The sequence below is a fragment of the Clostridium sp. DSM 8431 genome, from assembly GCF_900116755.1.
Taxonomy (GTDB): Bacteria; Bacillota; Clostridia; order Clostridiales; family Clostridiaceae; genus Clostridium.
In genome coordinates this window covers 1-5,154 of record NZ_FPBY01000002.1, presented here as the reverse complement: position 1 = coordinate 5,154, position 5,154 = coordinate 1, and the positions used below count along the sequence as shown (strand labels likewise).

The window sequence follows — 5,154 nt, the reverse complement described above, 5'->3', positions numbered from 1 at the left end:
ATTCTTTCCCCCCATTACCACCATGACAGTACTAAGTCATACTCCCAAATAGTGATTGAATTTTACACCTGAAATTCATCTGGTATTCTATTTAATCTCATTGCAATAAAATATCCTGATCCACCTACTATATTTGCTGAGTGTGGTAATCCTTTAGGTATCCAAATACTAGTGTTAGATTTTATCCTATACTCTTCATCCCCAAGTTGAATTAAATATTCCATATCATTATCTTCACAAATAATAATATTTAATTCATCTACATCATGTGTATGTAATTCTGTGTACTTATCTACATCTTCTGCATTAACTACTTTATGAATAGCTAGATGAAATGGGAACCCTTCAGCAAAATATCTTTCTATGCAGGATACATCCTCATGAAAATCAACACTTGCTAATGGTTGTTTTATATTATTAATTATTAAATGTTCATATTTTCTTGTCATAATACTTCCCCCTAAAGATTTAATATTATGCTGTGTTTATACTATATAAACACAGCATCTATCTAATTTAACTAGAATTTATTTCATACTTGAAATTTTATTATTCAATACTTTTAGCTCTTTAATTGCATAATAAGCAGTTATTACTGCTGCTAAAACTTCTGCAATAGGACCAGAATACAATACTCCTTCTATTCCAAAAAATCTTGGTAATATAATCATTAATGGTATTATGAATATTGCTTGTCTAGATAATGATAGTAATGAAGCTTTTAATGCTTTACCAGTTGCTTGAAAATATGTGGAAGAAATTAATTGAAAACCTATTAAAAATGATCCACATAAGAAAATTCTAAAACACATTACTGCAAATTCATTATATAGCGCCTGTTCTTGTCCAAATATTCTTATTATTAATCCAGGTATTAACATAAACATTAAGAATGATACTGTAGAAACAAATGTTGCTACTAAAGTCGATACTACATAAGTACTTTTTACTCTGTCATATCTTCTAGCACCATAGTTGAAACCTAATATTGGCTGCATTCCTATAGAAATTCCAATAATTATGGCTAATAAAAGTTGATTTACCTTCATTACTATTCCTAAAGCTGAAAGAGGTATTTCGCTTCCAAATTGAGACATTGCTCCATAATATTTTACTGAGTTATTCATTACTATTTGTAATAACATTACTGATACTTGAGTTATAAATCCTGAAGCTCCTAATGCACATATTGTCTTACAAACTTTTGATTCTAATTTTAAATCTTTAGCTGTAAATTTGATATTTTGGAATTTTTTTAAGTAGCTTAAACCCATTATGGTTGATATTACCTGACCTATTACAGTTGCTATTGCAGCACCTTCAACATTCATATCAAGTTTAAGTACAAATAATGCATCTAAAACTATATTAAGTACTGCTCCAACTATCATAATAAACATTGAAAACTCTGGTTTTCCATCAGCACGAATAATAGAACTTAAAACAGTTGAAAGTACTAAAAACGGCTGTCCTATAATGATTATGGATGTATATCTAACAGCATGATCCATAATAACTTCAGTAGCACCAAAGGCATATAATAATGATTTCAAAAATACAAAGGATATAACTGACATAACTATCCCCACTATAATTGAAAGAATAATTGCATTTCCAACATCCTTTTTTACAGCTTCTTTATCATTATTACCAAGGTCTAAACTAAACTTAGCACTACATCCATTACCAATAAGTAATGAAACACCTATAACTAATGTAACCAATGGAAAGGCAACATTTGTTGTGGCATTTCCTAAATACCCTACCTTATTACCAATGAAAATTTGGTCAACTATATTGTATAAAGCATCTACAACCATAGATATTACGCATGGTATTGAAAACTTCATTATTAACTTTAATATAGGTTCCTTTATAAACATGTTATTCTCTAATTCATTTACACTTACACTCGAATTTTGTTCCATTTTATATTCTCCTATTCCTATTATTCTGTTAATACTTGTACGACTTTTTTAATTTTAAATCCATATACTCCCTAGCATCATGCATTAAAATTTCTGCTATTTTAGTGATGCTTCTATTTCTCCAATTTTCCATTTCACCTCCATTGCAATATTTATTAAATGCTCCAAGGGCAGGACTACAATAAATTGAAAAATTCATTTTTTCTTCTTCCAGTCCTTCTTGTCCATAAGAAGCAGCTTCTATTAGATATTGTTTGAAAACTAATGCCATTTTCTTCTTTTCATCTTTTTCAATAATATCTATCTTTTCTATTGGTTCATTTCTTTTACATTCCTCATAATATTCATCAAAAGTTTTTCTAAAATAATTCTTTTCTATATGTTCTCTTAACTTTTTATCTATTTGATAATATGAATTATAATACCTATATAAGTCATAAAGCTTATTAGCTCTTGAAGGAAACATTACTCCTCTCTTTAAAACTGGTATCTTTGCTCCAATTTCAAAGTTATCTGCATCAGGAACATAAATAGTATCTTCAATACCAGCCTGCTGTAATAAATCTTTAGTTAAATCACTTAAAGAAGATTCTATAGAGCATTGATTAATAGAATCAGTAACTATATAGTCAGCACCTAATAAAAACATAATTGCAACTGATTCTGGAGTTCCAATATCTCCTGCAACTCCAATATAAATATTATTATCATATCCTTGCTCTTTAACTTTAGAATCTCTTATGTTTATAGCCGTTGGTAAAACATTCAAAATATTACTTTTATACATATTACCGCCAGATTCACAACTTATCGTTAATGCATCGATGACAGAAACATTTTTTAATAATCTTTTTTCTGCATCAGTTATTAACCTTTCTTTAGTTAAAGATTCTAGCACTTCTTCTGAAGCAGGTTCCATCAATTGCTCCAAATCATTTAATCTGTCAGTCTTTAAGAAAATCTTATTATTACAAATAACTTTATTATTCTTATACTTAAGATTATTAAATTTATATCTTATAATATATTTAGGTATATAATGATAACCGCATAACTCTATGTTTTTTACATCATATTCAAAACACAAATCCACTACTTTTGATGCCAATTCTGTATCTAGTGGATCATAAGTAATATTTACTCCAAAAGCTTCTCCATTAGTTAAATGTTTCTTTATATAAACAATACTTTCTCTAATTTTTTCTATATTCATTCTTTTTGTACCTAAAAATGACAGTATATTATGTTTTCCACATTTAACAACCATCTCTTTAGAAGTAATTCCTCTTTCTATACCACCTACTAAATATGGATACTTTAAATCATATTCAATATTAAACTTAGTATTTATAGACTTCTTACCAGTATTAGTTTCTTTATATATAGTAAAATCATTTTCACTTTCTATTCTCTTAGTTAATGATGTTAATACTTTACCTGGACCTGTTTGAATTATTTCATTAACTCCCCTGCTTAATAAATATTTAATAGTATCATTCCATCTAACATGTGAATACATTTGTAGTTCAATACCTTTATATATCTCATCAGCTTTATACACTTCACCTGTCACATTAGAAATAACTTTAATATCAAATTCATTCAACTTAAATTCGTGCAAATATTCTGCAAATTTCTTTGCCTGTTCTTCCATGTATCTAGAATGAAAAGCTCCACTTACATTTAATATCACATATTTCAATGCACCTTTAGCCTCAAAATATGCCTTTGCATTTTCAATATCATTTTTGGGACCAGCTATAACAATCTGTGTTTTAGAATTATGATTAGCTATATCTAAACCTCTAAGATTATTTTCATCAATAACATTTCTTATCTGCTCAATTTCCAGCCCTATAACAGCAGCCATAGCTCCATCCTTTACCTGGCTCATGAGCTCTCCTCTTTTTTTCACTAGTTTTAATCCTGTTGCAAAATCAAATACTCCAGCAGCAAATAAAGCATTAAATTCTCCTAAGCTATGTCCAGCCACATAATCCGGTTTTTTTCCTGTTTCCTTAATTCTTTTTAAATAATACATAGCATTTACCACATATAACGCTGGCTGAGTATATCTAGTATTATTTAATACATTATTCGGATTATTTAAACATAATTCTTTAATAGAATATCCTAAAATACTCTCTGCTTCTTCTGTTAATTCCTTAAATTCATCAAATAACTCAGCTCCCATTCCTTTAAACTGAGAGCCTTGTCCTGGAAATACGCAAGCAAACATATACTACCCCCCTAAAATATAAGTTCTAAAAATTAATGATTAGCCTATTTATTTAATACATTTTATAACATATATGTGACAATTATATCATTTTTTTGCTCTTTTGTTAATATATGTTTGATTTTTTTATATTTTGTGTTTTGTTTTAACTTTTTGGTTTTTTCTTTTTTGATATTATTTTTCCGATAAATGAATCCTACTTTTATACTAGATTTAATCTTAAAACTTCACAGAAATATATTTACTCTTCGTCTATTTGTTCTTAACTCTTATACTACAACTAGAGTCTAAAAAATAAATTTAGCACTTAATAAATCTAATTAATATACTATAAGTTACAGTCCAAATTTTATATTTGACCACTGGAACTTACTCAGCGAATGCAGTGAGCCCTAAGTTTCCTTATAACAAAACTTAAAAGGAGTATTTTTATGTGTACTAGCATTACACTTACTACAAATAATAATGATGTAATCCTTGGAAGAACCCTTGACTGGATGTACTCAGGAAAGCCTCTACTGAATCAGAAGGAATACGTGATACTTATAAAGTTTTAGAGAATATGGCCGCAAAGGATGAAGTTCTTTTAAATTCTGAAACTCCTGAATTTCCTAACTGTTATACCTTATATTAAAAAGAAAAATTCAATTCAATTTACTCAAAAACAACACCTATATTTTCGAGGGCACTGAAAAAGTGCCCTTCGGAAAATTAAGGGGCTGTAAAAAAAGTCCTAAAAATCAAACGACCATACTAGCTCAAAAGCTTGTATGGTTGTTTTTTTCATATACTTATATTTTTTCATCTTTAATTTTTAAAAATGGGTTCACTTAATAAACGTCTCGTTATAAATAAAAAAATTAAAGTAATTTTTATGCAACGAGCATTTCACGGTTTAATTTATTATTATATTTATAAAGATTATAACCACAAGAAATCAATGTGAGCTCAAGAATTACATTATCAAGTCCTCGTCTAAACAACCTT

General features: G+C 28.3%; 4 protein-coding genes. 1 reads left to right on the top strand and 3 read right to left on the bottom strand.

The annotated features are described in order from the left end of the window. Positions 1-62 precede the first annotated feature (62 nt). From BM384_RS00310 to fabD, 3 genes are all read right to left on the bottom strand, one after another. Positions 63-449: a cupin domain-containing protein gene (locus tag BM384_RS00310; protein WP_090009377.1), complete on the bottom strand. Its 387-nt coding sequence runs from the start codon at positions 447-449 to the stop codon at positions 63-65. Positions 450-527: 78 nt separating this feature from the next. Next, the gene (locus tag BM384_RS00305) at positions 528-1,928 is read right to left on the bottom strand and encodes an MATE family efflux transporter (protein ID WP_090009373.1); all 1,401 of its coding nucleotides are present in this window, start codon (positions 1,926-1,928) and stop codon (positions 528-530) included. 28 nt (positions 1,929-1,956) lie between these two features. After that, positions 1,957-4,167: an ACP S-malonyltransferase gene (gene fabD, locus BM384_RS00300; protein ID WP_090009370.1), complete on the bottom strand. Its 2,211-nt coding sequence runs from the start codon at positions 4,165-4,167 to the stop codon at positions 1,957-1,959. Positions 4,168-4,598: 431 nt separating this feature from the next. Between fabD and BM384_RS18435 the strand changes: the two genes are divergently transcribed. Next, the gene (locus BM384_RS18435; protein ID WP_278280882.1) at positions 4,599-4,724 is read left to right on the top strand and encodes a hypothetical protein; all 126 of its coding nucleotides are present in this window, start codon (positions 4,599-4,601) and stop codon (positions 4,722-4,724) included. Positions 4,725-5,154 lie beyond the last annotated feature (430 nt).